The following is a 17068-nucleotide window of genomic DNA, read 5'->3' on the forward strand; positions in this document are numbered from 1 at the left end:
CCTTACCGGTGCCGATCCTACGGAGCGTGCCGCCCCCGGAACCGCCTGCGCTCCCCGCCCTCCTCCCGCGACGGTTCGTCCGCCAGCCGTACGACGGGGTCGTCGGGTCCCTCGCGCCCCGCGACGACCGGCCCGGCCGCCCGTTCGGCCTTGGCCCGGTACTGGGCGGCGTCCGCGAGCCGGAACAGGCGGCGGGCGGAGGGAACCGGTCCGACGGGGTCCTCGGTGGACGCGACCCCGCAGGCCACGCCGTCGCCGAGCTCCAGTTCGGCCGCCCGGCGGCACAGCTCCTCGGCCGCCTTGACCACCGCGTCGGCGGGCGGGCCGACCGCGAGCAGGCAGAACTCGTCGCCGCCGAGCCGCGCCGCGAGTGCGCCCGGGAGCATCGCCCCGCACAGCGACAGCACCGAACCGAAACGTTCCAGCAGCCGGTCGCCGACCGCGTGCCCGTGTGTGTCGTTGACCCGCTTCAGGCCGTTCAGGTCGCAGACGACGAGACTGACGACGACGTGCTCCGCGCGGTGCCGCTCGACGGCCTCGTCCAGTGCGGCGTCCACCGCGCGGCGGTTGGCCAGCCCGGTGAGCGCGTCCGTGTAGGCGAGGCGCCGGACCTCCTCCAGCCGCTCGGTCTGCGCGATCCCGGCGGCGACCACCGAGGCCAGCACGGTGGCGAAGTCGGCGTCCGCCCGCTCGAAGACCCGCTCCCCCACCGGACGGGCCACGTACAGCTCGCCCCAGGCGCGGCCGTGCAGCACGATCGGCGCCACCACGCAGCAGCCGCGCCCCCGGCGGCGCAGGGCGGCGACGCGCTGGTGGACGTACCCGGGACGCCCCGCGGCGGGCCCCTCGGCCGTCTCGACCCAGGCGTCGGGCTCGCCCCCGCCGGCCCACCGCTCGTGCAGGAACTCGGTGATCTCCGCGAACTGGTGCACCGGGTAGGACTCGTCCTCCGGGAACTCCTCCTCCCCCTCGGCCCGCTCGCCCACGTTCACCAGGACCCGCAGCCGGCCCAGCTCGCGCTCCCACACCGACAGCGCCGCGAAACTGCCGCCCAGCGCCAGGCACCCGCCCAGGGCCGCCGCCCGCCACGCCTCGCGCGTGCTCTGCGCGGCGGCCATGCCCTGCGCCAACGCCACCACGGCCGTGAGCCGCCTGTCCTCACCCATCACTCCAGGCTAGGGAGTTTTATGGAGAAACGGGACTCAAGTGGGTCGAAATGGGGCGCCCGCCACAAGGGACACGAGGGAGCGGCCTCACTCCCCCGGCCAGCGCGGCGCGCGCTTCTCGTTGAACGCCGCGACGCCCTCCGCCCGGTCACCGGAGAACGCCACCGACCGCCACGCCGCGTCCTCGACCTCAAGACCGGCCCGCAGGTCGAGGCCGTGCCCGAGCCGCAGCGCCCGCTTGGCGGCCCGCAGCCCCACGGGCGAGTTCGCGGCCATCCGGGAGGCCAGCTCCAGCGCCTCCTCCCGGTCCCGGCCCTCCTCCACGAGCTGGTCCACGAGCCCCAGTTCCCGGGCCTCGGCGGCCTCCACCCGCCGCGCCGTGAACACCAGCTCGGCGGCGCGCGCGGCCCCCACCCGGCGCGGCAGCAGCTGCGTACCGCCGCCACCGGGGATCACGCCGACGGACACCTCGGGCAGCCCCACCACCGCCGTCGGGTCGGCCACGATCACGTCGCAGGACAGCGCCAGCTCGAACCCGCCGCCCAGCGCGAACCCGTGCACGGCCGCCACCGTCGGCACCGGCAGCTCCAGCACCGCGGTGTACGCGCCCCGCGTCACCGGGCGCTGCCGCAGCAGGTCGGCGTCGGAGAAGGAGTTGCGCTCCTTGAGGTCGGCGCCGACGCAGAACGCCCGCTCGTGGGTGGAGGTCAGCACCACGACCCGTACGCTCCGGTCCTCGCCCAGGGCCGCGCAGGCCGCGCCGACGGACCGGGCCATGGCGGTCGAGACGGCGTTCATGGCCTTCGGCCGGTCGAGCGCGAGCTCCGCGACATGCCCGTCTCCGTGCCGCCGCACCAGGACGAACTCTCCGAACCGCTCCTCGCTCATGACACCCTCCGGTTAACGCGGGTTAACAACTGGACGGCCCGATCATCGCAGGCGGACCCGCTCGGGGAAAGGCCGGGCACGCCTGCGTCCCGGTACCCTCGCCGCCCACCCGTTCGAGTGACATCCGGGCCAACCGCCGTGTCCCGGCCGCCGACGGAGCGTAGCGTCACTCCGCCACGGCGCAGGGGGGCGCGTGCGCACCGGGGAGGGCCCATGCAGAGGACCGGCACGACCGGCACGACCGGCACACCGACGGCCGGTACGGCGGCGAAGCCGCGACGCCCGTGGGACCACCGTGGGCGCCACCGCCGGCCACGCCCCCGCACGGCACTGCTGGCCACGGGCGGCCTCGCCGTGGCGGCCGGCGCCCTGAGTCTCGTACGGCTGCTGCCCGATCCCGGAGGCAGCGGCGAGGACGGGTTCCGCACCGAGGCCGGGCCGCGCGCCGGGGCGGACGCGGGGCAGGACACCGCGCCGGACCGGGCCCCGGCACCCGCCACCACGAGCACGGCCGGTCCCCCGGACGCGAGCCCGTCGGCGACCTCGGCCCTGGGAGGTCTGGGCGGATCTCCGGGGCCGGGCCTGATACCCGGCCCGTCCGCCGGCGGCCCCTCGGACGCGCTCCGGCCCTCGACGGCCGTCCCGGACGCAACGGACGCCTCGAACCCGGACGCCGAGGCTCCGGATGCCCGGACCTCACTCCCTCGCACTCCGCAGTCACCGCGACCGCCGCGTTCCCCCGAGCCGCCGTCGGCCACCGGTGCTCCCGAACCGCACCCCACCCCGCCACCGCCGCCACCGGCCCGCAGCGCGCCACCGAGTTCTCCCGCACCGTCCCCGGAGCCCGACGACCCGGGCCTGTGCGTGCCGATCATCGGCCTCTGCGTGGGCCTGCTCGGCGACGACGGCTGACGCACCCGTGCCCTGCGAGCGCGGAAGGCTTACGACTCCCCGCCGCTCCCCCGGCGCGAGAGCAGCCACGGCTCGACCACGCCCAGTCCGCGCACCGGCCGCTGCCACATCGGCTGGAGCGCGAAGCGGTACGAGGGCGGCTCCTCGCCCTCCTTCTCGGCCGTGGCCGCCTCCTCGGCCGCCGCCGCCTCCGAGGCCGGGGCGTCGCGGGTCCGGATCAGCTCCTCCGCGAGCGCGGCGTCGACGAGGACGGCGTCGCGGGGAGCTATCGAGGTGAGCCGGGAGGCCAGGTTCACGGTCGAACCGAAGACGTCGCCCATCCGGGTGGTGACCGTGCCGAAGGCGATGCCGACGCGCAGTTCCGGCATGGTCTCGTCGTTCGCCATAGTCTCGACTAGGAGCAGCGCGATCTCGGCGGCGGTGCCCGCGTCGTCGGCGGCGTAGAGCACCTCGTCGCCGAGGGTCTTGATCAGGCGTCCGCCGCGCGCGGCGACCAGGTCGGCGGCGGTGGTCTCGAAGGCCTCGACCAGCTCGCCGAGCTCCTCCTCCTCCATCCGGCGGGTCAGCCGCGTGAAGCCGACCAGGTCGGCGAAGCCGACCGCGAGCCGCCGGTCCACCATCTCCTCGTCGTCCCCGGCCTGGACGACCCGGCCGGCCGAGGCGGCGAGCTGGCGCCGCCAGACGTAGACCAGGAACTCCTGCAACTCGGGGAGGAGCAGCTCGACGATGGGATACGTCACCTCGGTGCGGGTCATCCCGGGCTCGGGCGGCTCGGTCAGCCCCTCCAGGAAGGAGTCGATCTGCCACTCGGCCAACCGGGCGGTGGTCTGCCCCGTGGACCGGGCCACCTGCACGGCCATCGCCTCGCTGAGCAGCCCCGCCTCGACCAGACCGGCCAGCCGCCGCAGGGCGAGGACGTCCGCCTCGGTGAGCGCCTTCGCCTGACCGATGTCGGCGAAGCCCATGGCCCGCCAGAAACGGGAGGCCAGCTCCATGGAGACGCCCGCGCTGCGGGCGGCCTGGAAGGGGGTGTAGCGGCGCTCGGCGCCCAGGATGAGCCCTTCCAGGCGCAGTGCGAGCGGGTCCTCGCCGGAGTCGGCGGAGTCCGGGGCGGGCTCGGGGTCCACCCGGCCGTCCCCGTCCGCGCCGGAGCCCGTGTCGTCGACGGTCACGCCTGCTGCCCTTCCGATCTGCCGCGGTCAGGTTCGACCGGCCCCAACTTTACGTCAGGTGTGCCCCAGCTCACTCCCGCTCGCCCCCCACACCGGACCCGCCCGGCCCACGCTCGCGGAACCCGTCCGGCCGCGCCCACGGACCCCGCCCGGGCCGCGCTCGCAAACCCCGCCCAAGCCGTACTCACAGCCCCCGACCGGCCCGCGCCCACGGACCCCGCCCGGGCCGCGCTCAAGGGCCCCGTCCAGGTCGTACTCACAGACCCCGCCCGGCCCGTACTCGCGGGCCCCCGCCCAAGCCGCGCCCACGGGCCCCACCCGGCGCCCCGCTCACGCCAACCGCAAGTGCACGATGTCGCCCGCCCCCACCGGCTCCTGCACGCCCGCCCCCGTGGCCAGCACCAGCCTGCCGTCCCCGTCCACGGCGACCGCCTCGCCCACCAGCGACCGGTCGCCGGGGAGCTCCGCCCGCACCATCCGACCGAGCGTCGCGCACCCGGCGGCGTAGGTCTCCTGGAGCCCGCTGGCCGCCGGGTCGCCCCCGGCCTCCCGCCACCGTCCGTACCAGTCCTCCAAGGACCGCAGCACACCCCGCAGCAACGGGTCCCGGTCCGTGTTCACGGCGCCGGCCAGCGCCAGCGACCCGGCCCGCGCGACCGGCAGCTCGTCCGCCCGGAGGCTGACGTTGATTCCGACGCCGATGACCACCCCGTCGTCACCGGCCCGCTCGGCGAGGATGCCGCCCGCCTTGCGCTCCTCGTCGCCGACGGTGACGAGGAGGTCGTTGGGCCACTTCAGGGCCGTGTCCACGCCCGCGACCCGGGACAGTCCGGTCGCCACCGCGACGCCGGTGAGCAACGGCAGCCAGCCCCAGCGCCGCACGGGCACCTCGGCGGGCCGCAGCAGTACGGAGAAGAACAGACCCGAGCGCGGCGGCGCCGACCACTGCCGGTCCAGGCGCCCCCGCGCGGCGGTCTGCTCCTCCGCGACGAGAACCACCCCCTCCGCCAGGTCCCCCTCCGCGGCCCTCGCCACGAGGTCGGTGTTGGTGGACCCGGTGCGCCGCACGACGTCCACCCGCCGCCACAGCCCGCCCTCGCGCACCAGTCCCCGGCGCAGCGCCGTGGTGCTCAGGGGCGGCCGGCTCAGGTCGGACCACGGGCTGCCGGAGGGGTCGGAGGCATCTTGGGGCGTCATGCAACCCACCCTAGGTGTGGGAAAGACCGCACTGCCGAACGGAAGGCCCCCTACTACTCTACGAACGAGTAACCGTCCCCCCTTTTGAGCAGGCAGGGAGCCGCATCCCGATGTCCGAGCCGGAAGAGCAGCAGCCCGACATCCACACGACCGCGGGCAAGCTCGCGGACCTGAGGCGCCGTATCGAGGAAGCGACGCACGCCGGTTCGGAACGCGCCGTCGAGAAGCAGCACGCCAAGGGCAAGCTGACGGCCCGTGAGCGCATCGACCTCCTCCTCGACGAGGGTTCCTTCGTCGAGCTGGACGAATTCGCCCGGCACCGCTCCACCAACTTCGGTCTCGACGCCAACCGCCCCTACGGCGACGGCGTCGTCACCGGCTACGGCACCGTCGACGGCCGTCCGGTCGCCGTCTTCTCGCAGGACTTCACGGTCTTCGGCGGGGCGCTGGGCGAGGTCTACGGCCAGAAGATCGTCAAGGTGATGGACTTCGCGCTGAAGACCGGCTGCCCGGTCATCGGCATCAACGACTCCGGCGGCGCCCGCATCCAGGAGGGCGTGGCCTCCCTGGGGGCGTACGGCGAGATCTTCCGCCGCAACACCCACGCCTCGGGCGTGATCCCGCAGATCAGCCTGGTCGTCGGCCCGTGCGCGGGCGGCGCGGTCTACTCCCCCGCGATCACCGACTTCACGGTGATGGTCGACCAGACCAGCCACATGTTCATCACCGGCCCCGACGTCATCAAGACGGTCACCGGCGAGGACGTCGGCTTCGAGGAGCTGGGCGGCGCCCGCACCCACAACTCCGCCTCCGGCGTGGCCCATCACATGGCGGGCGACGAGAAGGACGCCATCGAGTACGTCAAGCAGCTGCTGTCGTACCTGCCGTCCAACAACCTCTCCGAGCCCCCGGCCTTCCCGGAGGAGGCGGACCTCGAAGTCGGCGACGAGGACCGCGAGCTGGACACGATCGTCCCGGACTCCGCGAACCAGCCCTACGACATGCACGCCGTCATCGAGCACGTCCTCGACGACGGCGAGTTCTTCGAGACCCAGCCGCTGTTCGCGCCGAACATCGTCACCGGTTTCGGCCGGGTCGAGGGCCGCCCGGTCGGCATCGTCGCCAACCAGCCGATGCAGTTCGCCGGCTGCCTGGACATCACCGCCTCCGAGAAGGCGGCCCGCTTCGTCCGTACCTGCGACGCCTTCAACGTGCCCGTGCTGACCTTCGTCGACGTCCCCGGCTTCCTCCCTGGCGTGGACCAGGAGCACGACGGCATCATCCGGCGCGGCGCCAAGCTGATCTTCGCGTACGCCGAGGCCACGGTCCCGCTCATCACGGTCATCACCCGCAAGGCCTTCGGCGGCGCCTACGACGTCATGGGCTCCAAGCACCTGGGCGCCGACCTCAACCTGGCCTGGCCCACCGCCCAGATCGCCGTCATGGGCGCCCAGGGAGCGGTCAACATCCTGCACCGCCGCACCATCGCCGAGGCGGAGGCGAGCGGCGAGGACGTCGAGGCGGTCCGCGCCCGCCTGATCCAGGAGTACGAGGACGCCCTCCTCAACCCCTACGTCGCGGCCGAACGCGGCTACGTCGACGCGGTGATCATGCCCTCCGACACCCGCCGCCACATCGTCCGCGGCCTGCGTCAGCTGCGCACCAAGCGGGAATCCCTTCCCCCGAAGAAGCACGGCAACATCCCCCTGTAAGGAGCCGCTGTGATCAAGGTCGTACGGGGCAACCCGACCCCGGAGGAGCTGGCCGCCGCCCTGGCGGTGGTCCGCGCCCGCGCCGCGACGGCGACCGCCGAGCCGTCCGGCGCCGAGCCCCCGCGCGACGCGTGGTCCGACCCGTCCCGCATCGCGGCGGCCCACCTGCCCCACCCGGGCCCGACGTCATGGGGCCGCACCTACTGGCCGAGTTGAGGGACAACAACACCGCAGGGGCGCGGGGGACCGCGCACAGAGGCGGAACGCCGCGCCCCGATTTAAGTACCCGTACTCAAGCGCCGCCCCTCCGCCAGGCCCCACGCTAGTGGCATGCTGTGGTCCGACCCCGAGAACGAGCCGCCCGAAGAGCTGCGCGACATGCAGCACATGCTGCGGCGGCTCAGCGTCCTCCTGGCCACGGCCATGCTGCTGGCGATGATCGTGCTCGGCCTGAGATGAGCCGCAGCGCCACCGGTGGCTAATCTGACCCCATGACCGTTCAGCGCCGCAGGCGACTCGTCCTCGCCTCCCAGTCCCCGGCCCGCCTCGGCCTCCTCCGTCAGGCCGGGCTCACCCCCGAGGTGCTCGTCAGCGGCGTCGACGAGGACGCCGTCACCGCGCCCACCCCGGCCGAGCTCGCGCTGGCCCTCGCCGAGGCGAAGGCCTCCGTCGTGGCCGCCAAGCCCGAGGTGCACGGTGCGCTGGTGATCGGCTGCGACTCGGTGCTGGACCTGGACGGACAGGCTCTGGGCAAGCCGGCGGACGCCGAGGAGGCCACCGCACGCTGGAAGGCGATGCGCGGCCGCGCGGGCACCCTCCAGACCGGCCACTGCGTCTGGGACACCGCCTCCGGCCGCCACGTCTCGGCCACCGCGTCCACCGTCGTCCGCTTCGGCGAGCCGACCGACGAGGAGATCGCCGCCTACGTGGCCTCCGGCGAGCCCCTGTACGTCGCCGGGGCGTTCACCCTGGACGGCCGCTCGGCCCCCTTCATCGAAGGCATCGAGGGCGACCACGGGAACGTGATCGGCCTCAGCCTGCCCCTGCTCCGGCGCCTGCTGGCCGAGCTCGGAGTGGGCATCACGGAGTTGTGGGCGCCGGCGGAGGGGTGACCGGGGAGCCGTCGTCCCCCTTGCCGTCACCGGTCCGCCCGGCCGCGGACGCGTCCCGTGCGTCGTAGGTCATCAGCAGCAGCACGATGAGGCCGAGGACGAGGATCATGGCCAGGAAGGCGTGCCATCCGACCAGGCCCCACGAGAACGCGCCGAGCAGCCCGTGCACCACGGCCGCGCTGATCAGCAGGATCCGGCCGAGGCCCGCGGGCGACCGGTCGCGCACCGCCACCAGCAGGGCCGCCAGCCCGCACAGCGCGAAGTAGAGCCCGAAGACGATCCCGCCGATCTTCGAGGACACGGACATCATGTCCGGGTCGAGACCGGCCAGGGACATGTCCTGGCGGTCGACGACGACCCCGAGGAACCAGTTCAGCGCCGCGACGCCGACCGCCTCCGCGAAGAGCACGACCGCCACGGTCCACGCCACCGGCCTGCGCACTGTCACCGGTCCCCACCCACTTTCGACCGCTGTCGCACACGACAGCTGTTACCCCAAGTACGTTCGAGACATCCAGAACGCTACTCACGGGTAAACCTGGGGACAAGAGGTCTGCCACGGGCAAAGAATCATTGGGCCATTCGTAGGGACTCCACAAAGAAACAGAGTGGCCCGCAGCACCCTCTTACAGAGACCTTGCCCACACCGGGGGGCTAGGGTTTCCCCGAGGAGTCCTGCGTATCGCGGTACGACAAGGGCTTTCGCGGGTCGAGCGGGCCTCGAATCACGCTCCGTGTGGGCAAGCTCACCAGTGGGGACGGGTCGAAGTGCCGTGTCGGCAGTCCCTAAACTCGGCTTGTTTCAAGGAGGGAGCCTCAATCGTGCGCAAGGTGCTCATCGCCAACCGTGGCGAAATCGCTGTCCGCGTGGCCCGGGCCTGCCGGGACGCCGGGATCGCGAGCGTGGCCGTCTACGCGGACCCGGACCGGGACGCTCTGCATGTCCGCGTCGCTGATGAGGCGTTCGCCCTGGGTGGTGACACCCCTGCCGCCAGCTATCTGGACATCTCCAAGGTCCTCAAAGCCGCGCGGGAGTCCGGCGCGGACGCCGTCCACCCCGGCTACGGCTTCCTCTCGGAGAACGCCGAGTTCGCGCAGGCGGTGCTGGACGCGGGCCTGATCTGGATCGGCCCGCCGCCGCAGGCCATCCGCGACCTGGGCGACAAGGTCGCCGCCCGGCACATCGCCCAGCGCGCCGGCGCCCCGCTGGTCGCGGGCACCCCCGACCCCGTCTCCGGCGCCGACGAGGTCGTGGCGTTCGCGAAGGAGCACGGCCTGCCCATCGCGATCAAGGCCGCCTTCGGCGGCGGCGGACGCGGTCTGAAGGTCGCCCGCACCCTCGAAGAGGTCCCCGAGCTCTACGACTCCGCCGTACGCGAGGCGGTGGCCGCCTTCGGCCGCGGGGAGTGCTTCGTCGAGCGCTACCTCGACAAGCCCCGGCACGTGGAGACGCAGTGCCTGGCCGACCAGCACGGCAACGTGGTCGTCGTCTCCACCCGTGACTGCTCCCTCCAGCGCCGCCACCAGAAGCTCGTCGAGGAGGCCCCCGCGCCCTTCCTCTCCGACGCCCAGATGACCGAGCTGTACTCCGCCTCCAAGGCCATCCTCAAGGAGGCCGGCTACGTCGGCGCCGGCACGGTGGAGTTCCTCGTCGGCCTCGACGGCACGATCTCCTTCCTGGAGGTCAACACCCGCCTCCAGGTCGAGCACCCGGTCACCGAGGAAGTCGCCGGCATCGACCTGGTCCGCGAGATGTTCCGCATCGCCGACGGCGAGAAGCTCGGCTACGACGACCCGGAGCTGCGCGGCCACTCCTTCGAGTTCCGCATCAACGGCGAGGACCCCGGCCGGGGCTTCCTCCCCGCCCCCGGCACCGTGACCACGTTCGCCCCGCCGACCGGCCCGGGCGTCCGCCTGGACGCCGGCGTCGAGTCGGGCAGCGTCATCGGCCCGGCCTGGGACTCGCTGCTCGCCAAGCTCATCGTCACCGGCCGCACCCGCAAGGAGGCCCTGCAGCGCGCCGCCCGCGCCCTGGAGGAGTTCCAGGTCGAGGGCATGGCCACCGCCATCCCCTTCCACCGCGCGGTCGTCACCGACCCGGCCTTCGCTCCCGAGCTGACCGGCTCCTCCGACCCGTTCACGGTCCACACCCGCTGGATCGAGACGGAGTTCGTCAACGAGATCAAGCCCTTCACCTCTCCCGCCGACGCGGAGACGGACGAGGAGGCGGGCCGCGAGACCGTCGTCGTCGAGGTCGGCGGCAAGCGCCTGGAGGTCTCCCTCCCGTCCTCGCTCGGCATGTCCCTGGCCCGCACCGGCCTGGCGGCCGGCGCCAAGCCCAAGCGCCGCGCGGCCAAGAAGTCCGGCCCCGCCGCCTCCGGCGACACCCTCGCCTCGCCCATGCAGGGCACCATCGTCAAGATCGCCGTGGAAGAGGGCCAGGAGGTCCAGGAGGGCGACCTGATCGTCGTCCTGGAGGCCATGAAGATGGAACAGCCCCTCAACGCCCACAAGTCCGGCACCATCAAGGGCCTGGGCGCCGAGGTCGGCGCCTCGGTCACCTCCGGCGCCGCGATCTGCGAGATCAAGGACTGATCACCCGCACCGCAGCACACGACGGGGCGCCCGGCGGACACCGACACTCTCGGTCCGCCGGGCGCCCCGTCATCGCTGCCGGGGACGCGACGGGCCGCACGTCGTACGGCGGATCAGCGTCGGCGCAGGTCCGCGACGCGCGCCCGTTCCGCACCGGCGTTCTGCTCAGCCATGGCCGCGGCCGACCGCAGCCCCGCGGCGGCCCCCGGGACCTGACGGCGCGGCCCCGGAAGCGGCACGTCCCGGCGCTGCCGACGCGCCGGGACAGGTTCACCCCCCGAGGCTCCCGGGGCCCCGGAGCCCCCCGCCGCGCCCGCCCCCGCCACGGCGATCTGCACGCCCTGGTCCGCCAGGGCCTGCAACTCGGTGGCGCAGCGGTCGTCGTGGGCGGGCGGTTCGTCCGTGACCAGGCGGGTGATGACGTCCGTCGGCACGGTCTGGAACATGGTGTCGGTGCCCAGCTTGGAGTGATCGGCGAGCACCACCACCTCGGCGGCGGCCTGCACCAGCGCGCGGTCGACGGAGGCCGACAGCATGTTGGACGTGGACAGCCCCCGCTCCGCCGTCAGCCCGCTCCCGGACAGGAAGGCCTTGGACACCCGCAGCCCCTGGAGGGACTGTTCGGCGCCTGACCCGACCAGGGCGTAGTTGGATCCCCGGAGCGTGCCTCCGGTCATCACCACCTCGACCCGGTTGGCGTGGGCGAGGGCCTGGGCCACCAGCAGCGAGTTGGTGACGACGGTCAGCCCGGGCACCCGCGCGAGCCGGCGCGCCAGCTCCTGCGTCGTGGTCCCCGCCCCCACCACGATGGCCTCGCCCTCTTCGACGAAGCTCGCGGCGAGGTCGGCGATGGCCGTCTTCTCGGCGGTCGCGAGATGTGACTTCTGCGGAAAGCCGGATTCCCGCGTGAAACCGCCCGGCAATACCGCACCGCCGTGCCGGCGGTCGAGGAGTCCTTCTGCCTCCAGTGCGCGCACGTCCCGCCGTACGGTCACTTCGGAGGTCTGGACGACGCGGGCGAGCTCACGGAGCGACACGGCCCCGTTCGCTCGCACCATTTCGAGGATCAATTGGCGACGTTCTGCAGCGAACACGAAACTGACAGTAACCCCAACGACCGTCTGCTTTCAGCAGTATGCGCCGAATAACAGAAGTTGTTCGCACGGCAGAGGCGGAAGTGGTATACGTGCCTACCCGAGCCGCCTATGCCGCCCGCAAGCGCCGCAACTCCCCGTGACCGGCGGGGATTCGATTCCGGCCGCGACGGCCGCCGCTCAGCCCTCCCCGCCGGCCTTCCGCGTGTGCAGCTGCCGCGCGACCTCCGCGATCGACCCCGAAAGAGACGGGTACACGGTGAAGGCGTTCGCGATCTGTTCGACCGTCAGGTTGTTGTCGACCGCGATCGAGATGGGATGGATGAGCTCCGAGGCCCGCGGCGCCACCACGACGCCGCCCACCACGATCTCGGTACCGGGCCGGCAGAAGATCTTGACGAAACCGTCCCGGATGCCCTGCATCTTGGCGCGCGGGTTGCGCAGCAGCGGCAGCTTCACCACGCGGGCGTCGATCTTGCCGGAGTCGACGTCGGCCTGGGAGTACCCGACGGTGGCGATCTCGGGGTCGGTGAAGACGTTGGCGGAGACGGTCTTCAGGTTCAGCGGAGTGACCGCGTCGCCCAGGAAGTGGTACATGGCGATCCGCCCCTGCATGGCGGCCACCGAGGCCAGCGCGAAGACGCCCGTGACGTCGCCTGCGGCGTACACGCCGGGAGCCGAGGTCCGCGACACCCGGTCGGTGCGGATGTGCCCGGAGTCCTTGAGCTTGACGCCGGCCTCCTCCAGCCCCATCCCCTCGGTGTTGGGGATGGCACCGACGGCCATCAGACAGTGCGAGCCGGTGATGACACGCCCGTCCGACAGCGTCACCTCCACCCGGTCCCCCACCCGCTTGGCGGACTGGGCCCGGGACCGCGACATGACGTTCATCCCACGCCGCCGGAACACGTCCTCCAGCACGGCCGCGGCGTCCGGGTCCTCTCCGGGCAGCACCCGGTCCCGCGACGACACGAGCGTGACCCGCGACCCGAGCGCCTGATAGGCACCGGCGAACTCGGCACCGGTCACACCCGACCCGACCACGATGAGCTCCTCGGGCAGCTCGTCGAGGTCGTACACCTGGGTCCAGTTCAGAATCCGCTCACCATCGGGCCGCGCGTCCGGCAGCTCCCGCGGGTGCCCACCGGTGGCGATGAGCACCGCGTCCGCGGTCAGCGTCTCCTCGCTCCCGTCGGCGGCCCGCACCACGACCTTCCGCGACCCGTCGAGGGCCTGCATGCCCTCCAGCCGCCCGCGCCCGCGCATGACCCGCGCACCCGCACGCGTCACGGAGGCGGTGATGTCGTGCGACTGCGCCAGCGCGAGCCGCTTCACCCGCCGGTTGACCTTCCCCAGGTCGACGCCCACCACCCGGGCGGCCTGCTCCATGGGCGGGGTGTCGTCGGCGACGATGATCCCCAGCTCCTCGTAGGACGAGTCGAAGGTGGTCATCACCTCAGCCGTGGCGATGAGGGTCTTGGACGGCACGCAGTCGGTCAGCACCGACGCCCCGCCCAGACCGTCGCAGTCGACGACGGTCACCTCCGCGCCGAGCTGAGCGGCCACGAGCGCCGCTTCGTATCCGCCGGGTCCGCCGCCAATGATCACGATCCGAGTCACGTACTCCATTGTCCCGCACCCTTCAACGTCGGGCCGCCCGGGGGCGCAGTCGTTACAAGAACGGCGCGTACCCTCTCCCCATGTCGCTCTACGCCGCGTACGCCGGCAACCTTGACGCGCGGTTGATGACCCGCCGCGCCCCGCACTCGCCGCTGCGCGCGACCGGCTGGCTGAACGGGTGGCGGCTGACCTTCGGGGGCGAGCACATGGGCTGGGAGGGCGCGCTGGCGACCCTCGTGGAGGACCCGATCTCCCAGGTCTTCGTCGCCCTCTACGACATCGCCCCGATGGACGAGGACTCCCTGGACCGCTGGGAGGGCGTGGGCCTGGACGTCTACCGCCGCACCCGCGTCCGCGTCCACACCCTGGACGGCGAGGAGCAAGCCTGGACCTACGTCCTGAACGCCTACGAGGGCGGCCTGCCCTCCGCCCGCTACCTGGGCGAGGTGGCGGACGCGGCCGAGTCGGCCGGCGCACCCCACGACTACGTCATGGAACTCCGCAAACGCCCCTGCTGACGACCTCCTCGTCAGAAACAACAAAACAACAATCACAATCCCGTGAGCTCTGTCATCTACGCGCGTAGGCGTAAACCGGCTACCCTCTTCGGCGTGAACGCATCTCTTCTTCCGGACGACATCCAGGGCGACCCCTACGCCGCCGCCGACGCCGCCGCGGCCCGCCTGCGCGAACTCACCGGCGCCGAGTCCCACGACGTAGCCCTCGTGATGGGCTCCGGCTGGGCACCGGCCGTGGACGCCCTGGGCGCCCCCGAGGCCGAGTTCCAGGTCACCGACCTGCCGGGCTTCCCCAAGCCCGCGGTGGAGGGGCACGGCGGCAAGATCCGCTCGTACGCCCTCGGCGACAAGCGCGCGCTGGTCTTCCTGGGCCGCACCCACTACTACGAGGGCCACGGCGTGGCCGCCGTCTCCCACGGCGTCCGCACCGCCGTCGCCGCCGGCGCCAAGACCGTGGTCCTGACCAACGGCTGCGGCGGCCTGCGCGAGGGCATGCGCCCCGGCCAGCCGGTCCTGATCAGCGACCACATCAACCTCACCGCGACCTCTCCCATCATCGGCGCCAACTTCGTCGACCTCACCGACCTCTACTCGCCCCGTCTGCGGGCCCTGTGCAAGGAGGTCGACCCCACGCTGGAGGAGGGCGTCTACGCCCAGTTCCCCGGCCCGCACTACGAGACGCCCGCCGAGATCCGCATGGCCCGCGTCATCGGGGCCGACCTGGTGGGCATGTCGACGGTCCTCGAGGCGATCGCGGCCCGCGAGGCCGGCGCGGAGGTGCTGGGCATCTCCCTGGTGACCAACCTCGCGGCGGGCATGACGGGGGAGCCGCTGAACCACGAGGAGGTCCTGCAGGCAGGCCGCGATTCCGCCGCGCGGATGGGTGCGCTGCTTACGCAGGTGCTGGGGCGGCTGTAGTCCCCGGGGGCGGGGGGTGACGTCACCCGGCGTCCCCTTCGCACCCGGCGCGGTGTGGCCGTCGGGGGTGGGTCGCGCGGCCCGGCGCTGACGGGGTGCCGCTGCGCCCAACCGTGCCGCCCTGGGGTACCTCCCAGGCCGTTCAGGCACTGGGGGAGGCACGACTGCCCGCAGCTGGGGCAGCCGGGCGCGATGGCGCGGCACCCGCGCACCCGCGCACCCGCGCACCCGCGCACCCGCGCACCCCGCATGGTCGGTCAGCCGCGTACGGCGGGAAGGGGACGTGTCGGGGGGTGTCCGCCCGCAGCGGTTGGCGCGTCCGCGCCGTCCGCTTCTGTGGCCGACCGATTCCGCGCCGTTCCGAGGACGGACACCCCCCGGCGCGGCCCCGACCCACAGACAACCGAACGCGCTACCCGCACCCCCACCGAACCCGCACAGGCGCCGCAGGCATCCGCACCCCCACCCCCACCCCACCACCCCACGAGAGGCTGACCGACGTGCACGACGACGACCTCCTCGCCCGGGCCAAGGCATGGCTGGCCGAGGACCCCGACTCGGACACCCGCGCCGAGCTCGCCACGCTCATCGACGCCGAGGACCACACCGAGCTCACCGCGCGCTTCGCCGGCACCCTCCAGTTCGGCACCGCCGGCCTGCGGGGCGAACTCGGCGCCGGCCCCATGCGCATGAACCGCGCAGTCGTCATCCGCGCCGCCGCCGGCCTCGCCGCGTACCTCAAGAAGCAGGGCAACGACAACGGCCTCGTCGTCATCGGCTACGACGCCCGCCACAAGTCCGAGGACTTCGCCCGCGACACCGCCGCCGTCATGACCGGCGCCGGCCTGCGCGCGGCCGTCCTCCCCCGCCCGCTCCCCACCCCCGTCCTCGCCTTCGCCATCCGCCACCTCGGCGCCGTCGCCGGCGTGGAGGTCACCGCCAGCCACAACCCGCCCCGCGACAACGGCTACAAGGTGTACCTCGGCGACGGCTCCCAGATCGTGCCCCCCGCCGACGCGGACATCGCCGCCGAGATCGACGCCGTACGCTCCCTGAACGACGTCCCCCGCCCCACCACCGGCTGGCAGACCCTCGGCGACGACGTCCTCGACGCCTACCTCGCCCGCACGGACGCCGTCCTCGCCCCCGACTCCCCCCGCACCGCCCGCACCGTCTACACGGCGATGCACGGCGTCGGCAAGGACACCCTCCTCGCCGCCTTCGCCCGGGCCGGCTTCCCCGCCCCCGCCCTCGTCACCGAGCAGGCCGACCCCGACCCGGACTTCCCGACCGTCGCCTTCCCCAACCCGGAAGAGCCCGGCGCGATGGACCTCGCCTTCGCGAAGGCCCGCGAAACCGATCCCGACCTGATCATCGCCAACGACCCGGACGCCGACCGCCTCGCCGTCGCCGTACAGGACGGCACGGACTGGCGCATGCTCCGCGGCGACGAGGTCGGCGCCCTCCTCGCCGCCCACCTGGTCACCCGCGGAGCGCACGGCACGTTCGCCGAGTCGATCGTGTCCTCCTCCCTCCTCGGCCGCATCGCCGAGAAGGCGCACCTCCCCTACGAGGAGACCCTCACCGGCTTCAAGTGGATCGCCCGCGTCGACGGCATCCGTTACGGCTACGAGGAAGCCCTCGGCTACTGCGTCGACCCGGAGGGCGTCCGCGACAAGGACGGCATCACCGCGGCCCTCCTGATCACGGAGCTGGCCTCCGCCCTCAAGGCGGAGAACCGCACCCTCCTCGACCTGCTCGACGACATCGCCGTAGAGCACGGCCTGCACGCCACCGACCAGCTCTCCGTCCGGGTCGAGGACCTCTCCCTGATCGCCGCCGCGATGCACCGCCTGCGCGAACAGCCCCCGACCCGCCTGGCCGACCTGCCGGTCACGAACGCGGAGGACCTCACCCGGGGCACGGCCACCCTCCCGCCCACCGACGGCCTGCGCTACACGCTCGACGGTGCCCGGGTGATCGTCCGCCCGAGCGGTACGGAGCCGAAGCTGAAGTGCTACCTGGAGGTGGTCGTCCCGGTCACGGCCCACGCCGACCTCCCGAAGGCCCACGCGACGGCGAGGGACCTGCTGACGGCGCTCAAGCAGGACCTGTCGACAGCGGCGGGCATCTGAACCGCTGACACCGCTCCCACCGCAAGACC

At 73.0% G+C, this 17068-nt stretch carries 16 protein-coding genes; 9 read left to right on the forward strand and 7 right to left on the reverse strand.

From position 1 onward, the window contains the following. Positions 1 to 17: 17 nt before the first annotated feature. Complete coding sequence (locus AMK11_RS08285; RefSeq protein ID WP_073724750.1) at positions 18 to 1166, reverse strand: GGDEF domain-containing protein; 1149 nt, start codon at positions 1164 to 1166, stop codon at positions 18 to 20. An 87-nt stretch (positions 1167 to 1253) separates the two neighbouring features. Beyond that, a complete protein-coding gene (locus AMK11_RS08290; protein WP_073724751.1) occupies positions 1254 to 2054 on the reverse strand; it encodes an enoyl-CoA hydratase/isomerase family protein in 801 nt (266 codons plus the stop codon). Between the two features lie 213 nt (positions 2055 to 2267). On the opposite strand from AMK11_RS08290, the gene AMK11_RS08295 reads away from it, so the two are divergent. After that, on the forward strand, positions 2268 to 2966 hold the full coding sequence (locus AMK11_RS08295; protein WP_198941317.1) for a hypothetical protein: 699 nt from the start codon (positions 2268 to 2270) through the stop codon (positions 2964 to 2966). A gap of 29 nt (positions 2967 to 2995) precedes the next feature. On the opposite strand, the gene AMK11_RS08300 is transcribed toward AMK11_RS08295, so the two are convergent. Continuing rightward, positions 2996 to 4138, reverse strand: a complete 1143-nt coding sequence (locus AMK11_RS08300) for an adenylate/guanylate cyclase domain-containing protein (RefSeq protein WP_073724752.1) — start codon at positions 4136 to 4138, stop codon at positions 2996 to 2998. A gap of 330 nt (positions 4139 to 4468) precedes the next feature. Next, the gene (locus tag AMK11_RS08305; RefSeq protein ID WP_073724753.1) at positions 4469 to 5335 is read right to left on the reverse strand and encodes a biotin--[acetyl-CoA-carboxylase] ligase; all 867 of its coding nucleotides are present in this window, start codon (positions 5333 to 5335) and stop codon (positions 4469 to 4471) included. A gap of 110 nt (positions 5336 to 5445) precedes the next feature. Here AMK11_RS08305 and AMK11_RS08310 point away from each other — a divergent pair, with 110 nt between their 5' ends. From AMK11_RS08310 to AMK11_RS08320, 4 genes are all read left to right on the forward strand, one after another. Continuing rightward, a complete protein-coding gene (locus tag AMK11_RS08310; protein WP_073724754.1) occupies positions 5446 to 7047 on the forward strand; it encodes an acyl-CoA carboxylase subunit beta in 1602 nt (533 codons plus the stop codon). Positions 7048 to 7056: 9 nt separating this feature from the next. Next, positions 7057 to 7263 carry an acyl-CoA carboxylase epsilon subunit gene (locus AMK11_RS08315; RefSeq protein ID WP_073724755.1) on the forward strand — a complete coding sequence of 69 codons (207 nt, stop codon included), beginning with the start codon at positions 7057 to 7059 and terminating at the stop codon, positions 7261 to 7263. Positions 7264 to 7377: 114 nt separating this feature from the next. After that, positions 7378 to 7506, forward strand: a complete 129-nt coding sequence (mmpB, locus tag AMK11_RS38950) for a morphogenic membrane protein MmpB (RefSeq protein WP_079187310.1) — start codon at positions 7378 to 7380, stop codon at positions 7504 to 7506. A gap of 32 nt (positions 7507 to 7538) precedes the next feature. Beyond that, a complete protein-coding gene (locus tag AMK11_RS08320; RefSeq protein WP_073724756.1) occupies positions 7539 to 8159 on the forward strand; it encodes a nucleoside triphosphate pyrophosphatase in 621 nt (206 codons plus the stop codon). Here AMK11_RS08320 and AMK11_RS08325 read toward each other — a convergent pair. Next, on the reverse strand, positions 8128 to 8607 hold the full coding sequence (locus tag AMK11_RS08325) for a hypothetical protein (protein ID WP_073724757.1): 480 nt from the start codon (positions 8605 to 8607) through the stop codon (positions 8128 to 8130). The two genes, AMK11_RS08320 and AMK11_RS08325, sit on opposite strands and share 32 nt — an antisense overlap. 374 nt (positions 8608 to 8981) lie before the next feature. On the opposite strand from AMK11_RS08325, the gene AMK11_RS08330 reads away from it, so the two are divergent. Then, entirely contained in the window at positions 8982 to 10754 is a 1773-nt protein-coding gene (locus AMK11_RS08330; RefSeq protein ID WP_073724759.1) for an acetyl/propionyl/methylcrotonyl-CoA carboxylase subunit alpha, read from the forward strand. Between the two features lie 113 nt (positions 10755 to 10867). Here AMK11_RS08330 and AMK11_RS08335 read toward each other — a convergent pair whose 3' ends face one another. Both AMK11_RS08335 and AMK11_RS08340 read right to left on the reverse strand, forming a co-directional pair. Continuing rightward, on the reverse strand, positions 10868 to 11848 hold the full coding sequence (locus tag AMK11_RS08335; RefSeq protein ID WP_073724761.1) for a DeoR/GlpR family DNA-binding transcription regulator: 981 nt from the start codon (positions 11846 to 11848) through the stop codon (positions 10868 to 10870). Between the two features lie 180 nt (positions 11849 to 12028). After that, complete coding sequence (locus tag AMK11_RS08340; RefSeq protein WP_198941318.1) at positions 12029 to 13477, reverse strand: NAD(P)H-quinone dehydrogenase; 1449 nt, start codon at positions 13475 to 13477, stop codon at positions 12029 to 12031. 71 nt (positions 13478 to 13548) lie between these two features. On the opposite strand from AMK11_RS08340, the gene AMK11_RS08345 reads away from it, so the two are divergent. From AMK11_RS08345 to AMK11_RS08355, 3 genes are all read left to right on the forward strand, one after another. Continuing rightward, a complete protein-coding gene (locus AMK11_RS08345) occupies positions 13549 to 13986 on the forward strand; it encodes a gamma-glutamylcyclotransferase (RefSeq protein WP_073724763.1) in 438 nt (145 codons plus the stop codon). A 93-nt stretch (positions 13987 to 14079) separates the two neighbouring features. Continuing rightward, entirely contained in the window at positions 14080 to 14904 is an 825-nt protein-coding gene (locus tag AMK11_RS08350) for a purine-nucleoside phosphorylase (RefSeq protein ID WP_073724765.1), read from the forward strand. Positions 14905 to 15395: 491 nt separating this feature from the next. Next, on the forward strand, positions 15396 to 17039 hold the full coding sequence (locus AMK11_RS08355; protein ID WP_073725685.1) for a phospho-sugar mutase: 1644 nt from the start codon (positions 15396 to 15398) through the stop codon (positions 17037 to 17039). The last annotated feature ends 29 nt before the right edge of the window (positions 17040 to 17068 follow it).

The sequence above is a fragment of the Streptomyces sp. CB02414 genome, assembly GCF_001905385.1.
Lineage (GTDB): Bacteria > Actinomycetota > Actinomycetes > Streptomycetales > Streptomycetaceae > Streptomyces.